Origin of the sequence: Olivibacter sp. SDN3, from assembly GCF_014334135.1 — a bacterium.
Taxonomy (GTDB): domain Bacteria; phylum Bacteroidota; class Bacteroidia; order Sphingobacteriales; family Sphingobacteriaceae; genus Olivibacter.
In genome coordinates this window covers 5137669-5155754 of the sequence record NZ_CP060497.1, presented here as the reverse complement: position 1 = coordinate 5155754, position 18086 = coordinate 5137669, and the positions used below count along the sequence as shown (strand labels likewise).

The 18086-nt window shown below is 40.5% G+C and carries 11 protein-coding genes; 9 read left to right on the top strand and 2 right to left on the bottom strand.

From position 1 onward, the window contains the following. The first annotated feature begins 501 nt into the window (after positions 1 to 501). The 3 genes from H8S90_RS21810 (at position 502) to H8S90_RS21800 (ending at position 4334) form a co-directional block, all read left to right on the top strand. Positions 502 to 2814: a TonB-dependent receptor gene (locus tag H8S90_RS21810; protein ID WP_187339905.1), complete on the top strand. Its 2313-nt coding sequence runs from the start codon at positions 502 to 504 to the stop codon at positions 2812 to 2814. 32 nt (positions 2815 to 2846) lie between these two features. Further along, positions 2847 to 3326, top strand: a complete 480-nt coding sequence (locus H8S90_RS21805; protein ID WP_187339904.1) for a thioredoxin family protein — start codon at positions 2847 to 2849, stop codon at positions 3324 to 3326. Between the two features lie 291 nt (positions 3327 to 3617). Next, positions 3618 to 4334, top strand: coding sequence for a DUF4198 domain-containing protein (locus H8S90_RS21800; RefSeq protein WP_187339903.1), 717 nt, complete (start codon positions 3618 to 3620; stop codon positions 4332 to 4334). An 82-nt stretch (positions 4335 to 4416) separates the two neighbouring features. Here the strand turns inward: H8S90_RS21800 and H8S90_RS21795 are convergent, their stop codons facing one another. Then, positions 4417 to 5427 carry an aldo/keto reductase gene (locus tag H8S90_RS21795; protein ID WP_187339902.1) on the bottom strand — a complete coding sequence of 337 codons (1011 nt, stop codon included), beginning with the start codon at positions 5425 to 5427 and terminating at the stop codon, positions 4417 to 4419. 249 nt (positions 5428 to 5676) lie between these two features. On the opposite strand from H8S90_RS21795, the gene H8S90_RS21790 reads away from it, so the two are divergent. From H8S90_RS21790 to H8S90_RS21765, 6 genes are all read left to right on the top strand, one after another. Beyond that, entirely contained in the window at positions 5677 to 6261 is a 585-nt protein-coding gene (locus H8S90_RS21790; RefSeq protein ID WP_187339901.1) for an RNA polymerase sigma factor, read from the top strand. Between the two features lie 134 nt (positions 6262 to 6395). Beyond that, complete coding sequence (locus H8S90_RS21785) at positions 6396 to 7586, top strand: FecR family protein (protein ID WP_187339900.1); 1191 nt, start codon at positions 6396 to 6398, stop codon at positions 7584 to 7586. Between the two features lie 106 nt (positions 7587 to 7692). Further along, a complete protein-coding gene (locus H8S90_RS21780) occupies positions 7693 to 11037 on the top strand; it encodes a TonB-dependent receptor (RefSeq protein ID WP_187339899.1) in 3345 nt (1114 codons plus the stop codon). A 147-nt stretch (positions 11038 to 11184) separates the two neighbouring features. Next, a complete protein-coding gene (locus tag H8S90_RS21775; protein ID WP_187339898.1) occupies positions 11185 to 12693 on the top strand; it encodes a RagB/SusD family nutrient uptake outer membrane protein in 1509 nt (502 codons plus the stop codon). A 58-nt stretch (positions 12694 to 12751) separates the two neighbouring features. Continuing rightward, a complete protein-coding gene (locus H8S90_RS21770; protein WP_255501693.1) occupies positions 12752 to 13966 on the top strand; it encodes a glycoside hydrolase family 88 protein in 1215 nt (404 codons plus the stop codon). 268 nt (positions 13967 to 14234) lie between these two features. After that, positions 14235 to 15557 carry a sugar porter family MFS transporter gene (locus H8S90_RS21765; protein WP_187339897.1) on the top strand — a complete coding sequence of 441 codons (1323 nt, stop codon included), beginning with the start codon at positions 14235 to 14237 and terminating at the stop codon, positions 15555 to 15557. Positions 15558 to 15615: 58 nt separating this feature from the next. Here H8S90_RS21765 and H8S90_RS21760 read toward each other — a convergent pair whose 3' ends face one another. Further along, positions 15616 to 17805, bottom strand: a complete 2190-nt coding sequence (locus H8S90_RS21760) for a hypothetical protein (protein ID WP_187339896.1) — start codon at positions 17803 to 17805, stop codon at positions 15616 to 15618. Positions 17806 to 18086 lie beyond the last annotated feature (281 nt).

Here is an 18086-nt window from a genome sequence, read left to right as displayed (position 1 = left end):
GGCGGCTAAGTGAAATGTTCTTTTCCGAAAACGGTTGCCTGTCATTAAGGCGATAGTATTTTATTTTGTAGTTCATAAATACTATCCCATAAGTTTTTCCAATTAAGAGATTGCTTAAATTTCTCTATAATTTTTAATGTTTCCCCAGCCTACCGGTAGGTAGGTTTTGGTTGCAACTCGTTAAATTTCTAGTGATAGGATCTCAACCATCCTTGCGAAACTTGTCTCGTCTCGTTCAAAAATAGGGCTTTAAGATTATTAAGAGAATTAATTCAGTATTTCGTTAAGAAAACCAAGAGTTTTCTTAACGAAATACTAACCTATTTTACAGTTCAAGCTTTGCTGAAACAGATAAAAATATACCTTTGCATAAATGCAACTTTATTGCTTTTATTAAAAGTTAGTTTTGTTTGATATTTATTTGTTAGATAAAACTAACTTTTGTAGTTTTGTATTGTAAAAATACTTTGTAAGGTTATACTAATACTATAAAAGACAAACATGAAGCAACTTCACTTTATTTTATTTTATTTGCTGTTACCATTCAGCCTAATGGCCAAACAGTCCGTTACACTAGAAGGAGTAATCACAAGTGATGGCGTACCGGTAGAAGGCGTTACGGTGAAAGTGGAGCGTTCCCCGATCGGTACGGTATCGGGCGCTGAGGGAGAATATTACTTATCATTATCGACCGGAACCTATCGAGTAAGTGTCAGTATGGTGGGCTACGAGCCGTTAAGTAAATCAGTTAATGTATCCGGAGATACCGTGCAGACCTTGAATTTTGCATTGAAGCCCGTGGAAGGAGGTCTGGAAGAAGTCGTGATAACAGGCACAATGAAAGAAGTGAATCGATTGGAAACGCCAGTGCCAGTGGAGGTGTATAATCATCAATTTTTCAAAAAGAATCCAGTTCCGACCTTATTTGATGCTTTACAACTGGTTAACGGTGTCAGACCTCAGATCAATTGCAATGTCTGCAATACCGGTGATATCCATATAAATGGCTTGGAAGGTCCCTACACCATGGTATTGATTGACGGTATGCCTATTGTAAGCGGTCTTTCGACTGTATATGGATTATCTGGTATTCCTTTCTCCTTAATTGAGCGTGTGGAAGTCGTAAAAGGGCCTGCGTCTTCCTTATATGGTTCGGAAGCGGTGGGAGGTCTTATCAATGTGATCACGAAAAAGCCTCAACAAGCGCAACGACTAAGTGCTGACGTGTTTGCGACTACCTGGGGGGAGTACAATGCAGATCTAGGTTTAAGGCAGTATGTGGGTCAAAAAGCCAATGTATTAACCGGGATCAACTATTTTAATTTTAGCAATCGGATCGATCATAATAAGGATGGCTTTACCGATATGGCTTTGCAGGATAGAATATCGGTGTTTCAGAAATGGAATTTTGATAGAAAGGAAAACCGGCTGTTTTCATTGGCAGGGCGCTACCTTTATGAAGATCGATGGGGAGGCCAAACAGACTGGAACCGGTCTTATAGGGGCAGTGAAGAAGTGTATGGGGAGAGTGTTTACACGAAACGTTGGGAAGTTTTGGGAAACTATCAATTACCCGTTCGGGAAAAAATGTTCTTCATGTTTTCTTACAACGATCATGATCAAAACTCCGTTTATGGAGACGAATGGTATTTGGCCAAACAACGTATTGCTTTCGGACAACTTACTTGGGACAAACAAATGGGAAAGCATGACCTGTTGGCAGGTGCTGCACTACGTTATACCTACTATAATGATAATACCCCGGCCACCGCAAATGAAGCCAGTAAAATAACCATGCCTGGTATTTTTTTGCAAGATGAAATCGGCCTTGCAACAAAACATCGTTTATTACTGGGCATGCGATACGATTACCATTCACAGCATGGTCATATTTTCACTCCTCGACTGGCTTATAAATGGAGTGTCACCGATCAGGATATTATACGTTTGAATGCAGGTACAGGTTTTCGTGTGGTTAATCTTTTTACCGAAGACCATGCTGCGATTACCGGAGCAAGGGAAGTGGTGATAAGGGAGGATTTAAAACCAGAACGCAGCGTCAATGTCAACTTAAATTACATTAAGAAATTACAATTGGGAGAGGGTAATTTGCTTGGTTTAGAATCATCTGCCTGGTATACTTATTTTACCAATCGAATATTACCGGATTACGATGAAAATCCACAACAGATTATTTATAGCAATTTGGATGGGCATGGTGTAACGCGGGGGATAAGCCTAAATGCAGACTTGGCGCTATACAATGGCTTAAATATAACCGCTGGAGGCACATGGATGAACGTGTTTAACAAAGAAAGGAATGACGATGGTACAATGGAAAAGTTTAGGCCTATTTTAACAGAAAATTGGATGGGAACATGGGCGGTTTCTTATACGGTTCGACCTTGGAATCTCCAAGTGGACTATACTGGGAATGTATATGGACCTATGCGTTTGGCATTGTTGAGCGATCTGGATCCGAGACCGGAATACTCACCCGTTTGGAGTATACAGAATGTCCAATTGACTTGGCACGCTGCGGAACGCTTCGAGGTATATGGGGGCGTAAAGAATTTATTGAATTGGACAATTTCCAAAAGTGTACCAGCCTTTGAAGCTGGAGAGGGGGCTGGTGTGAGGTCGCCCGTAACAAGAGCCTTTGATCCTTACAACGAAAGGGTAGTGTATGGCGCGGATGGTCAAATTGTACCCACTCCTAATAACCCGTATGCCTTACAATTTGATCCAGATGGTTATGCCTATGGGCCAAATCAAGGAATTCGTGGTTTTCTCGGTATTAGAATGACTTTGTAAATGTTAGTTGAAAAGACTATATAGGAATTTTTATGTTTTTACGTTTTCTTTATTTGCTGATTTGTTTTATCGTAATGCAGACTGCTGCTATTGCAGCACCAGCAGATACGGTGGATATTACACGTTTACCCACCTTACAGGCTAAAGAAAAGCGGCCCGTGATTTTACTGATAGGTACTAACTGGTGTGCCTATTGTCATGCCATGAAGCAGAACTTAGCAAAGGAACCACTCGCTTCCTTAGTTGCGACTAGCTATTATTATGTGGTTTTGGATGCCGAAGAAAAAAGAACTATCCGCTTTGCTAGTCGTTACTTCAGTTACCGACCGAACGGAGTCGATACGGGTTTACACGAGTTAGCCGAATGGTTCGGAAAAAGTGAAGAGGGTGAACTTTCCTATCCAACATTGTGTATATTGGATAGCAACGGAAATGTGCAATTTAAATATGCCGGATTTCTTCGGAAAAATGAACTTGATCGTTTACTTAGGGAAGCTCTTCTACCCAATTGATTGAATCGATGTGTGTACTTTCAGAAAAATGGACTTCTTTCAAAGCGGTGTTAATGCCGTCTTCTTCCGGCTGGCAAACTAACCAATAACTGGATAAAATACTAAAGAATCACTGTATAACATAATACAACTGTTTGTATTAGTTTTTGCTCATGACTAGCTAAACTTCAAGAAAGCCTTAGTGTGTAAACGTGTTTGGGGTAATAATTTAGTTTGCATTTATTTGGAATAATTCTAAATTGTGGTATATTTGGGTCGTTGTAATTAAACCCGCTCACTTAAAAAAAATAAATGAAAACAATTAAAATCACTATTCTAGCATTGCTATGTTTAACAATTTATACACAAGTGCATGCGCATGCATTATGGATTGAAACCGCTGCTTACGGAAAAAAAGGCACAACACAGGAAGTAAAAATTTTTTATGGAGAATTCGCAACAGACGAGCGTGATGTGCCAGATAAATGGTATTCGGATGTAAATGCCTTCACTCTATGGTTGGTTAGTCCTACGGGAGAGAAAACGAAATTAAGTACGGCGGAAGGAGAGTCATTTTATACCGCTAATTTCACTCCTGAGGACGACGGCGTTTATACTTTGTTGGTCAGTCACGAAGCTGCCGAATTAGGTGGCACCACCAAGTATCATTTTATTTCTTCGGCTTATGTATCCGTTGGCAAAGCAACGAAAATTAACACTGAACAGAATGTCAATCCATTGAAAATTTATGGTGACGACAATAAGATTTATGGAAAAAATAAGTCAGTCAAATTATTTGCGCAATTAAATGGTAAGCCCTTAGCAAATAAAGCGGTGAGTGTTGCTTCACCCGAGGGTTGGGTAAAAGAAGTTACGACCGAAGCGGATGGATCATTTGAATTTGCGCCTTTGTGGCCTGGCCGTTATGTTGTGGAAGCGCAGAATTATGAGAAAGCAAGCGGTACGCATAATGGAAAAGCTTACGACGCCTCTTGGATAGGTTCAACCTTTTCCTTCGAGGTAAAATAGATTTGCCTTGATTGGCTATACTTGAATCCCTATGATGATTTTTTATAGATAAAAGAACTATTGTGTATAAAGCTTTGCCGGCTCATTGAGGGAGACAAGGCATAGACGTTATCAATCCTTTTTTTAATAGCGCTTCCCAAAAGGCGGGCGCTATTATTGTTTGTACAGCGTTGATATTATGTGTCACATTTGCCGATTTTGAGGTGTTAAGGGCAATACTACTTATGCCTGGTAAATGTAAACCGTAGTAAATACAAGCCGCGGCGGGATTGATATTAAACGTATGACATTGCTCAAAAAAAAGTTTTCTCCAGGTATGCAATACGCGGCCACTATCGCTTTGACCATCGACGTATAAATAATTATAATAGTTTCCGCCCGTTAAAAAGCCACCATTGAAAACGGCTGAATTGATGATTTTTGCTCCGTTTTTTCTTAACTCTTTGACAAACGTTAGTAGCGCTTTTGGATGCCGATGTATGGTTAAACTATTGGCGATCATAACCCAATCGAGTTTTATAAGAGAACTGATTTTTTGGATGATTCGCCAGTTTTTTGCCCCTATACCTATCGATGTTACCTCACCCCGCATTTTTAATGATTCCAAGGCCTGATAGGCTTGCAATATTTTTTTTAATCGCAATTCTTCTTCTTTCACGCAGGATGCCCTTGCTAAAAACTCGTCTGGATCATGGACGGAAACCATTCCGGGTTTATATCCCTGTAGCAAATCGTTGCCCTGTTCGAAACATTCCAATATACCATCATAACTTATTTTTTGTATGGCATCATGTTGAATGTTTTTCCAGACACCTTTTTCAAAGCTCGGTTCTTTCGACTGCAAAGGTATTCTATACCACCCTAGTTTATTGCTAATGACGACGTCTTCTTGTTTTATTTTCAATTTTTTTAGTGATCGGCCAAGGACTTCTAAGGCGAGTCCTGCGCCATACTTGCCCGCTGAATCGAATACGGGTTGCCAGTCACGCTGCTTTATGCAAGCGGCGATAATTTCATGTTTGGTCTTTTCGTCTATGTATTCATATAGATTCCCTAAACTGCTGGTGCCATATACTAAAGGAGGTAGGTGCATTTGTTTATTAGGTGGTAGCGATAAATGTAATGTATACGTTTACAAAAAAAACTGATTTGCCTTATTTTCCGTTTATATATTTTAACCAATTTTTAAAAGATATTGTCTTTTTCAAAAAAAATAGAACATGGGATATTCCGTTTATGATACTTTGCACGCGGTTTAAAAATTTCGATTTTTTTAATAAAAAGCATAATTTAGCTTTATCAAGGATGAGCTAAATACGATGCTAATAATAAACCTATAGCCATGTTATTGTCCAAGTTACAAAATGAGTATGATTTGCTGCAAAGGATTGCAATAGATGACGAAGCAGCTTTTAGTGAATTATTTCTTGCCTATCATCAGGAATTGGGCATTTTTGTAAATAGTTTATTAAATAATAAAGAGAGTACTAAGGAGGCAGTTCATGATATTTTTATAAAAGTATGGATTAACAGGAGTGATCTTCACAAAATAGCCGATTTTACTGCTTATCTTTTTATTGTTGCCAGAAACCATACACTTAACAAGATTCGGTGTATGGTAAACGAAGAAAAGAAGTTGGGGTCTTACCTTCAGGCTGTCGGTTTCCAAAAGGAAATTTCAGAAGAAGAAACAGGCTATTTAGAAGCACATTATGAATTAGTGGAAAAAGCGGTACATGAACTTCCTCCGCAGCAACAGAAAGTTTTTACGTTAAGACAGCAAGGTTTAAAAAATCCGGAAATTGCAGAACGCTTAAATATTTCAAGCGCGTCTGTTGCGAAATATCAGCAATTGGCGCTTCGATTTATTAGTGAATATGTGAAAACATACGGTATAATCTATACCCTGCTATATCTGCAAGCTTAATTTTTGCGTTTATAATAAATTATTTTAAAAAAATTCATTTACTATATCCATAAATACAATTTTTCGTGTCTTTAATATTGATTGACCAATGATGCTATGTTTCTAATGGAGATATAGAGACATGTTGTTGACCTATGAAAAAAAATAGACTTATATTATTATTTAATAAAGCGTTTGATGATACACTTTCCGAAGCAGAACGGAAGGAGCTTTTTCTGTATTTAAATGATGTTAATAGAAAAGAAGAAGTTTTTCAGCTTTTTGACAAGGCAAGAGATACATTTAAAAATGACAAGCACCTTTTTACGGCTCTTGAGACGCAGGTTTTAAAGCAGCGTCTATTAGATAGTATACCTATAGAAAAAGCAGTAAAAGAAAGATCTTTGACAAAATGGTTCATCGCTGCATCGGTGATGCTTTTGTTAATGGGAGGTGTTTATTTTCATCGGAATAACCATTCATCCATTGTTGAAGATAATGTTCTTTTAACGCGAGATGTGATAAAACCGGGAACTAGTAGGGCAAGCTTGTCAATAGGAGATGGAAAGACGATTTTTTTGGACAGCATAGACGGCTATCTGGAAATAGGTGATGGCGTAACAATTCATAAAACAGCGGAAGGCCAGTTAATATACCATACAGATGCCAATGGTACCATATCAATAGGTGAGCAGGTAAAAGAGAATGTACTGTCTACACCGCGAGGCGGGCAGTATCAGATGATTTTGCCTGATGGAACAAAAGTATGGTTGAGCGCGGCTTCTTCGTTAAGTTATCCAACCCAATTCACTGGGCTAACAAGAAGTATTTCGTTGATTGGTGAAGCTTATTTTGAAGTAACAAAGCAGGAAGATAAGCCTTTTGTGGTGAAATTAAGTAACGCAAGCATTCAGGTTTTAGGAACTAGTTTTCTTGTCAATGCCTACGAAGATCTTCAAGAAATGAAAACTACTTTAGTTGAAGGCAAAGTGCATTTAAGTGCCAATGGAAGCACATCGTCAGACGGGATATTCTTAAGTCCCGGACAACAGGCCATTCTGCACAAAAAGACACGTCATATCGAAATACATAATGTCGATACAGATGATATCCTTGCCTGGAAAAAAGGGCATTTTGTTTTTCAAAACGACCATATTGAAGAGGTAATGCGGGCAATTGCGCTTTGGTACGATGTCGATGTGGTGTATCAGGGCGATATGACTGGTGAAACGTTCATAGGCACGATTTCTAGGTTTGAACGTATAGAAGAATTATTAAAGACTATTGAATTAACAGGGGGTGTACATTTTAAAATAGAAGGGAGGAAAATTCTTGTAACTAAATAGGAAAAGTATCAGAGGCGGTTTGCGGCGCCCCTGACACCTTGCCCGAGCAATTTGCTTCGGGAATTAAAGATTTAATACTAACATACCAATTCTTTAACCTACTCAAATGTATAAAATAAAATCTGCTATTTGGCATGATTGGAAGATCTATGCCTTTATTAAACCTATATTTATAATGAAATTGTCATTCATCTTGCTCTTATTTGGCATGTTGAAAGTACAAGGAACTGTTCTCGCGCAGCGGTTAACACTTAGTAAAAAGAATGTGCCTCTGGAAATCGTTCTAGCGGAAATAAGAAAACAGAGCGGTTACAATATACTTTATACAGGAAGTGTTATTAAAAACACCCAACTGGTGAGTGTTGACTTAAATGAGGCGTCAATCGACGAAGCTATGAAGCAATGTTTAGCAGAACAGTCTCTAAGTTATCGAATAGTTGAAAAGAATATTGTTATTTCCAGAAAGGAGCATACCGCATTTAAAGTGCAGGATATCACTGTCCAAGGTAAGGTGATTGACGAAAATGGACTGGCGCTTTCTGGTGTATCTATTAGCGTGAAAGGGATGGCCAATAGGGGGACATTGTCTAATGAGCAAGGAAACTTTTCCTTAAACGTCCCCGCCGATGCGGTCATCATTATAAGCTCTTTAGGTTTTCAACGTCAAGAAATACCCTTGAATGGACAAACCACGATAAGCATTACCTTAATAGAAGAAGATTCAGCTCTTGACGAAGTGGTCGTGGTGGGATACGGTACACAGCGGAAAAGTGATTTGACGGGTGCTGTTTCATCCGTATCTTCTTCTGAAATCAGTGCCTTTCCATTAGCTGGAACAGCACAAGCCTTACAAGGGCGCGCTCCGGGTGTTGCGGTATCCAGCATCAACGGAGAGCCGGGAAGGGCCCCCAGGGTGCGAATCAGGGGAGGTACCTCTATTAACGCCAGCAGCGATCCCTTGTATGTAGTTGACGGTTTTCCGGGGAGTACACCGCCACCGCCTGAGGATGTAGAATCGGTGGAGGTCCTAAAAGATGCCTCGGCAACGGCGATATATGGGTCTAGAGGAGCGAATGGTGTGATTATGATCACCACAAAAAAAGGGAAAGTAGGTAAGCCTGCTATTGACCTGAACAATTCCTTTGCGATCCAGGAAATAGGAAAGCGCTTGGAACTTTTAAACGGAGCTGAGTTTGCGGACTATATCAATGATATCTATATAAACAGTGGTAATAATGAGGTGCCTTATCCTAATCCGGCGTCTTATGGAGAAGGCACCGATTGGCAAGATCTTATCTTTCGCACCGGAAATCTAGCAAATAACCAATTGACAGTATCCGGAGGGAGTGAAAATGTACGGTATTATACCGCCATCAATCATTATGGACAGAAGGGGACCGTTCTTAACTCAGATTTCAGGCGTTTATCAGGCACCTCTAATCTCGATATGGCCATATCGGACAGGGTGAAGGTAGGCACGCGTCTTTTTTTTAACCGAAACACATTGAATGGCGTGCGGACCCAAGAAACCAGCAGTGGAACCAGTGGTGCGGGAGTAATCTCAGGTGCCCTGCGTTTTGAGCCAGTGCAGGGCGTGTATACTGAAGAGGGAAGTTACACCCTGAAACAAGTAGGCGACCCTCATGATAATCCTGTTGCCGTAGCCCGTGAGCGTGAAAATGAAGTTGTAACCGACCTTTTTCAGGGGAATGCCTTTGGGGAAGTGGAATTATTGACCGATCTGAAGTTCAGAACTACTTTAGGGGTACAGATTAGTAATCAACGTACAGGGAATTACATCTCCACCGCTTTGGTTGAAGGAAGAAATTTTGGCGGCGTGGGATCGGTGGCGGCACATAAGAATACCAATATTATTAATGAGAATTTCTTAACCTACGACCGCTCGTTCAATGAAGACCATCACCTAAATGCCATGGCCGGATACTCTTATCAGAGTTCACGAAATGAAACCTGGCAGGCAAATAATCGAAATTTTATTTCCGATAATTTTTCTTTTTGGAATCTGGGTGCGGGTTCAAACTATCAAAATGCAGCTTCAGAATTAATTGACTGGATCATGTCTTCTTTTTATGGTCGATTAAATTACAGTTACAAAGGAAGATATCTATTGACGGTAACCAGTCGTTATGATGGGTCATCCCGTTTTGGAACTAATAATAAATGGGCCTTCTTTCCTTCCGGTGCATTGGCTTGGAACGTCAGCCAGGAACCCTTTATGCAGCAGGTGGAGGGTATTAGCAACTTGAAGATAAGGGCTAGTTTCGGTGAGACCGGGAATTCTGAAATCGGTTCTTATCAATCACTTGCACGTTTTTCTCCTACATTGACAACGGTGGGAGGTATGCCCGTGAATGCCGTTCGTCCAACAAACGTAGCCAATCCAAATTTAACGTGGGAGACAACCAAGCAGACCGATGTGGGATTGGATGTAGGCTTTTTGAATGGGCGGGTTAATTTGGCGATCGATTATTATTACAAGAAAACTACAGATTTGCTTTACGAAGTTCCCTTACCGTTATATTCAGGCTTCACTACTTCCTTACAAAATATCGGAAGTGTAGAAAATAAAGGCTGGGAATTTGCCCTTCAAACCGTTAATTTGGACGGTGAGTTTAAATGGAACAGTGATTTCAATATTACGTTTAATCGCAATAGGATTCTGGAATTACCAGGAGGAGATATTCGGTACAATACCATACCTGGCCATATGTTATCTACGGAATCACAGATTTTACGGGAAGGCGAAGTTGTTGGCGCTTTTTTCGGATGGATCTTTGACGGCGTTTATCAGGAAGGAGATGATTTTAGCGTTCAACCCGGAAAACAACCAGGAGACGTGAAGTATCGTGATATTTACGGCAGAAACGCCGATAATAATTTAGTTGAAGGGGCTGACGGGGTGGTCAACGCCGATGACCGTACCATTATCGGAAACCCGCATCCGGATTTTATTTTTGGCTTTAACAATGATTTTAAATACAAAAATTTTGATTTAAATATCTTTTTCCAGGGTTCTTATGGTAATGATATGTTGAATATTACACGCATGGAGTTGGATTGGATGGCGGGAAAGGGGAATGCTACGAAAGATGCCTTGAACCGGTGGACACCAAGTAATACCAACACGAACGTGCCTCGCGCTAGCGCTGCCAACAATCCAGAGGTTTCGTCTCGCTGGGTAGAAGACGGTTCCTACCTTCGTTTAAAGAATATTGCGTTGGGATATAATCTGCCTCAATTTATGTTGGGAAAATTGCAAGTGGCTCGTTTACGCATTTTTGCGAGTGCCCAAAACTTGCTCACGTTTACGAATTATAAGGGCTTTGATCCAGAGGTTAGTTTTCAGGACTCGAACCGCAATGTAGGGTTGGACTATATGGGGTATCCAAATATCAAGTCCTACACGGTTGGCATTAATGTCGGATTTTAGAAAAAATAAACGATGAACCCTGATAGGATTAAAATAATCATTATGCATATTCATGTCTGCTTTTGATGACGTTCATGAAAACACACGAAGTAATGATTAATTTGGTCAAAGGCTCCATCTGACAATTGACAACAAAGAAATAAACAGATGAAAAGAAATCTTAAATATATATTGTTAAGCACCTTGCTGTTCGGGGCATTTTCTTGTACGAAACTGGATGAAGAACCTGTTAGTATATTGGTTCCCGATCAATATTTTAACTCAGAGGCTGACGCCGAAGCGAGTGTGATGGGTATATACAGCTTGCTGGCTAACGCAGATTATTATGGTAGGCGATTGACAATGGTATTGCAATTGCTGGGAGACGATTGCGACATTGCCGATATCGGTACACAGTCCAGCCGTATTCAACTTAACGGATTTACACATGATGCCAGTAATCAGGATGTCTTAGCCGTTTGGCGTACAGCTTATTTGGGTATCGGTGCGGCCAATGCGGCAATCAGCGGTATACCGAATGTGGATATGAATGAAGAACGTAAAGCTGCTTTAATTGCGGAAGCCCGCGTTTTACGGGCATTGAACTATTACCATTTGGTTCAACTTTTTGGGGATGTTCCCTACATTGGCGAATTTGTAACGGATCCTACAACGATTACTGACGTTAACCGAACGCCGGCTGCGGAAGTTTACCAGCATATTATTGACGATTGTGAATTTGGGATTTCCAATTTACCGAATACTTTTGCCAATGGTTTAAAATCAAGACCTACGAAAGGTGTAGCTCATACCTTACTGGCTTCTGTGTACATGGTTATGCAAGAGTGGAGTCAGGCAGTTGTACATGCCGAAGAAGTCATTAATCAGGCCGCTACCTATCAATACAGTTTGGTTCAAGATTTTCAGAATCTCTGGAATGCAGACTTGGGGCATCAGTCGGAGCATGTTTGGGTGGCCGATTTTACCGGAGGTATTACGGGTGAAAATGAATCGAACCAGGATTACACGGCACCCATGACAGGTGTACGGGACGCTGATATGTTGGGATGGAGTGTTATTGTACCGTCTCCCGGAATGTATAACAGTTTTGCTGGTGAAGATTACCGCAAACAGGTAAGCTATTTGACCGAAACGCCAGTTCGTGGTGTAATGACACCTTATCAGCAATGGCGTTGGCCGCGTATCCATACGGCTAAATGGTGTTTATATCCAGGCGCTAATGCAAATGCGGAAGGTGCAGATTCTGATATAAAGCATGTCATATTTCGTTATGCTGAAGTATTGCTGATGGCTGCCGAAGCTATCAACGAACAAAATGGAGGCCCGAATGCACAGGCTTATCAGTATATTAACGCGGTACGGGCCAGAGCTCGGAATACACCGGATGGGCCTAGGACATATCCGGAAGATTTGGCGAACGGTTTAAGTCAGGAGCAGTTTAGAGATGCTGTATGGGAAGAAAGGCGGATAGAACTGGCTTTTGAATGGAAAAGGTGGTATGACCTGAAACGTTGGGGAGTCGTGGTTGAAGCTTTTACAAGCAATGATGCATATGAAAGTCGTCCGAATGTGCGGGAATTTCATGCATTATTGCCTATTCCGCAAGAAGAAATTGGAAGAAATCCTAATCTGTTACCGCAGAATCCGGGTTATTAGGAAAAGCGATAAGCGTATTGAATTTCACGAATCAAAACTAATAAAAAAATAATAAGACATGAATGACATGAAGTATCTTCAATCCCTTTGCTATTTGTTACTCGTCGGCCTTTTTGCTTGTCAAGCTCCTGAAAAAGATGAGTATGCTCTCAACGCCGATTTTGTCGACAAACAGTTACAAGATGCCGTAGCGCAATATCAAGTGATGGCGAACCGGCTCGAACCCGATGCCTTACCCAAAACATATTACCAGCGGGATGATTCATTGGAAACGAGCGGGACACGTTGGTGGACTTCTGGATTTTATCCAGGCAGTCTCCTATATCTTTACGAGTTCTCCGGTGATGAAGCACTGCTGAAAGAAGCCCAAGCAAAGTTGTCCCAATTAGAGAAAGAGAAGGACAATACCGGTACGCATGATCTCGGGTTCATGCTATACTGTAGTTTTGGAAATGCACATCGTTTAGCGCCCGACTCGGCTTACCGGGCAATCATGTTAAGGGGAGCAGAATCTTTGGGTACCCGTTTTAACACCACTGTGGGATGCATTCGTTCCTGGGATCATAATGGAGATAAATGGCAGTTCCCTGTAATTATCGATAATATGATGAATCTGGAGTTCTTGAATTGGGCGTCCCGCGAAAGCGGTGATCCGAAGTATGCCGAAATGTCCGATACACATGCGCGTACCACCTTGAAAAATCACTTTCGGGATGATTACAGTTCGTACCATGTGATCGACTATGATACATTAAGCGGAGAGGTCCGTAACCGTCATACGGCACAGGGAGCGACACATGAATCCGCTTGGGCTAGGGGCCAGGCTTGGGGCTTGTATGGTTACACCATGATGTACCGCGACACGAAAGACCAAGCTTACTTGGACCAGGCACAGTACATTGCAGACTTTATCCTAGATCATCCAAACCTTCCGGAAGATGGCGTGCCTTATTGGGATTTTGATGCGGAAGATATTCCGGATGCCAAACGGGATGCTTCTGCCGCTGCTATTATAGCCTCCGCTTTGTTGGAATTAAGTACTTTTGCTGAAGGCGGTACGGCTACAAAATATCTTCAAGCTTCGGAGCGGATGCTGAAAAGTCTCTCTTCAGATGCATACAAAGCCCCTACAGGCAGTAATGGAGGCTTTATACTCTTGCATTCCGTGGGTAACATTCCAGGCAATTCGGAAGTCGATGTACCACTCACCTATGCAGACTACTATTATATTGAGGCACTCATGCGTTATAAAAAGCGGTTAAGTGAGGACTAATCGATCAGGGATTTCGCTTTTAAGCATTTTGGATACGCCACGCAATTAACGCTCGCTCTGCTCACGTCACAAGGTTGCTTATGCGCATCCAAAGCTGCGCCCGGATCCAGACGTGGAGCAACGGGCGCAAAACCAATTCAATTTTGTTAAAAGCGAAATCCCTGTTTTAGTTATGTTGTGTTTTTGAATGTAAAGCATTTTATCTAAGTTTGCTCGGTTTAATATAGCATTTTCTTAACCATTTATGAATGATAAATACCGATAATATATGTTTACATACCCTACAAAAATAGCACTAATAGCCGCGTTAGGTGGTTTTCTTTTTGGTTTTGAAACCGCGGTAATTTCTGGAGCTGAAAGTACTATACAGCAGTTTTGGTCACTTGACGCTTTTTGGCTTGGCTTTACGGTTGCTGCGAGTTTAATCGGAACGGTACTGGGTTCACTTATTATTGGAACACCAGCGCAGTTATATGGCAGGAAAAAGATGTTAATAATTATTGGGCTATTATATCTTTTTTCGGCTATTGGATGTGCGCTTGTATCGCAATGGTTGCTATTTGTCATTTTTAGATTTCTTGGAGGAATTGCAGTAGGGGCTTCTTCGGTGGTGGGCCCCATGTATATCGCGGAAATTTCTCCGGCAAGAAACCGCGGTCGCTTGGCAGGTATGTTTCAATTGAATATTGTAGGGGGTATTTTAATTGCCTATCTAACAAATTATATCATTTCCGGTATCGGGGGTGATGAATCTTGGCGTTATATGTTAGGAATCATGGCTGTACCTGCTATTCTTTTCTTTGCTTTATTGCAGTTGATCCCGGAAAGCCCGCGGTGGTTGGCAATTAATGGAAAGGACAAAGAGGCCGCAGCTATTTTTTTACGGTTGGGCGAACAAAGGGCCATAGAATTAATAAAGGAAGAACATACGCTGGCGAGCTCGGGAATTAAGGAAAATTTATTCAATGGAAAATACAATAAGCCTATTTTTTACGCAATACTATTAGCGATGTTTAATCAGCTGTCGGGAATAAATGCTATTCTTTATTATGCACCGAGAATTTTTGCAATGGCAGGTTTTGACAGAGCAGATGCTTTTCAGCAATCTGTTTATATTGGCCTAGCGAATTTTATCTTTACAGCTTTTGCTATGACCGTAATTGATAAGTTTGGGCGTAAGCTTTTACTATTAATCGGGGCGGCAGGTATGGTCTTTTTTTTACTGCTTACGGCAATGTCTTTCAATAACCCTGCAATGGCAGATAAAAATGTCATTTACTATTTAATTGGTTTTGTCGCTTTCTTTTCTTTTTCGCAGGGTGCGGTTATTTGGGTTTTTATATCAGAGATCTTTCCGAATTCGGTACGGTCGCAAGGAGGCTCACTGGGAAGCTTTACCCACTGGATCATGGCAGCTATTATTTCGTGGGTGTTTCCTATTGTGGTAGAAGGAAGTGAAATGGGCGGTTTTTATTCCTTTATTTTTTATGCAGCGATGATGTTTCTCGCTTTCCTATTTATATGGAAGTTTATACCGGAAACTAAAGGTAAAAGCTTGGAGGAAATACAAAAAGGGCTGGGTATAGAATAAAACCAGCTTCTCTTTTCGATAATAGCTTAATCAAATATGGATAATTATGCCTGCTGCGTTATTTTTCAATAAAGCCGACATTATCTAATATGATGACACCTTTATTGATTTGGTCGAATATAAAGCTGATTTTCTTTAAATGGTTAAAGGAAAAAGTCGGATTTGCCCGCTGTAAATTTTGTAGGTCAAAATAAAAGAAATCAGAAATGGCCTCGGCATCGCTCCATTGATTGAGGAAAGCAAATTTCGTGATCTTCTTCTTAATCTGTGGTTGTAAAGCGCTGCATTCGCTCAATAGAAAGCGTATTTTTTCGTCATTTTGATCAACTAATTCAATAGAGAAATCAATCGGTTTTTCTTCGCTATCTTTATCTTTTTTCTTAATATTTTCTTCATCTTCCTTGGTTCTATTTTGATTGTCCTTTGCCGTGTTTTCTTTTTTCTTGCCTTTTTCTTGGTGAGCAGCATCTTCTTCGCTTGTAGCTAAAGTAAAGGTAAGGAGCGTGTTGGCTATGTCTTTTGGAAGCGAATCTGGTAAGTTGAACGTATAAGAGCCAACAAGCGTATCAACAGCAGACCAATCCCATCCAATATAAGCGGCCCTCGATAGTGCATTACCCCACATAAGTTCCTGTTGTTGTTCATGCCATACACTTAAATGATTACTGGAAATTACACTATCACCGATTGTCGCGCTCTGTAGGTCTAAATCTTCTTCATAATCTGCGATGAGAAAAGTTTTGCTGTCTTCAAACTGGTTGAGGTATATTTCATTGGGCAACCATTGACGGGCAAAGCGGTAATCCATGAATAAAGGTTTGTAAACCAATTGATCACGAAGAGTCGTTTCCAGAAAAGAACTGATATAAACTTTCGCAATCTGCTGCTGTTGCTCTGCTGACATTAATTGTTTCAAATTGAATTGATTAATGGAAGGACTCCAATTATCACGCCTACCCCATGAGGTGTTGAATTGCCCATGATTAGCTCGATGGATATACAGACCGGCTTTAAAACCTTCGAAACCATTGGAAAATTTTATACGATTATATGTGCTTAATCCGCCATATGATTGCATATCCATATCATGGCTGCCATGAATCACAAAATAATTAATATCTTTTAAAGGGGTCAAAATAGACGCCGGTTTGTATTGGCCATCTACGGGAGCGATAGCAATAACCGATTGGATATTGAAGTTGAAATTAAAACGTTCCTGGGCGTGGTCGGGAAAGCAAGGCAGGGTGTTAAAGAAAGCTGCATGTCCAACTGCTTCTCCTCCTCTTGAATGACCGATCAATGCGATACGTTCCATATCAATTTTTTTATAAAAATTACTTGACGGATCATCATTCCATTTTCTCCATAATTCAAGATGCTTTAATAACAACCATCCACGGGTACCGTTTTCTTTCTCCAATCCTCCTTTGTAAAGATCGGTGAAACTTCCATTCAAAAAATTTTCATCCACCGAAGCCACAACATATCCTTTACTAGCTAGCAATTCTCCCAAGTAATCGTAGCCTCCATCTGAATAATCCTGTGCTAGATGGTTTCCGTGAACAATCAGTACTAGAGGAGATGCTGCCTCTGCATGTTTCGGATACCAAACTTGGGCATTTAAGGGAAGTGCTGTCTGATCAAATCCAAAGTATTTAGTGCGTAATTTACCCGTAAATCCCTTCCAGGATTTTAATAAAAAGGAAGCATCCACTGATGGTGTTTTAATGGTCGTCCCAGCGCCATATATGTCCCTATACTTGTCTTTTCCGCTTCCATAACATAAGTAGGCGACTTCAGCTGTTCCTGGTAGTGATGGATCTAGCGCTTCTATTGGTTCCGGCGCATTGCTTAACGATTTGGCATTAATCGGAGCTTGTATGTCCTTCCCAGGATAAAGCAATAGATAAGCACTGGTGAATATTCCCAGGATTCCGATAACAGATACGGTAATTTGAAGATACCTCCTTTTTTTCTCGGATTTATTGTTGTGCAGGGCATACAATCCCCCGACAAAAAAAGATGGGAAGAGCATCAATATAGCAATCAATGTCCAGCCATACGTTTTCCCAAGTTTGTAATAATAAAAGATAACTAAGATGGTGAAGATAACAGCGATTATTAGGAGAGGGGGAAGACGGCCAATAAATTTAACGAGATAAGCAACCACAAAAGATATGATCAATCCAACGATGATGTATAAGGCTAATAATAACAATGCATAGCCTATACCAATGTGGCTATACAAGTTTAGAAAGTAGTTTGCTATGTAAAATAGAGTAGCTGTTATTAAAACAGCAGCGCCACATATGTATAGTGTTGTTTTTAATGGACGTAGAAAGGCTATGATATGGAATATCTTTCTCTTAAGCGTGTGAAAACGATGATCTGGCATAAGGCTTTTGTCTATTTATTGTAATATGACGAGGAAAATAACAAAATGTTGCAAAAAAAATATAATTAGCGAGCCTTTATTACTAGTGGCATCGTCCGATCATAAAATAAATATCCATAGCGAATAGGGGGGAT